This window comes from Rhodobacter capsulatus (assembly GCF_005144475.1).
Classification (GTDB): Bacteria; Pseudomonadota; Alphaproteobacteria; order Rhodobacterales; family Rhodobacteraceae; genus Rhodobacter; species Rhodobacter capsulatus_C.
The window spans coordinates 1-566 of record NZ_SWJZ01000151.1 but is presented as its reverse complement, the minus strand read 5'-3'; the positions used below and the strand labels follow the sequence as shown (position 1 = coordinate 566).

The 566-nt window shown below is 63.8% G+C and carries 1 protein-coding gene; it reads right to left on the bottom strand.

Annotated elements, in window-relative coordinates; all coding sequences use genetic code 11:
* Positions 1-566: AMP-binding enzyme (locus FBT96_RS19975; RefSeq protein ID WP_169583659.1), on the bottom strand; the 566-nt coding region annotated here is incomplete at both ends.

The following is a 566-nucleotide window of genomic DNA, read 5'->3' as shown; positions in this document are numbered from 1 at the left end:
GTGCGGACCCATTTCACCAGATCCTTGCGCAGCTCCTCGGACGGCGCGATCCCGTTCATCAAGGTCACATAGGCGTAAATCCCCTGGCCCTTGATGTCATGCGGATAGCCCACCACCGCCGCCTCGGCCACTTGCGGATGCGCGACCAGCGCGCTTTCGACCTCGGCCGTGCCCATCCGGTGCCCCGAGACGTTGATCACGTCATCGACCCGGCCGGTGATCCAGTAATAGCCGTCCTTGTCGCGCCGGCAGCCGTCGCCGGTGAAGTAATAGCCGCGATACTGGCCGAAATAGGTCTCCTGGAAGCGGTCGTGATCGCCCCAGACCGTCCGCATCTGACCGGGCCAGCTGTCCGAGATGCACAGCACGCCTTCGCATTCCACCTCGCCGATCCGCACCGCCGTTTGCGGGTCCAGAACCACCGGCTTGACGCCAAAGAACGGGTTCGTCGCCGAGCCCGGTTTCGTCGGTGTCGCGCCGGGCAAGGGCGTGATCATGTGCCCGCCGGTCTCGGTCTGCCAGAAGGTGTCGACGATCGGACATTTCCCTTTTCCGACATATTTGTC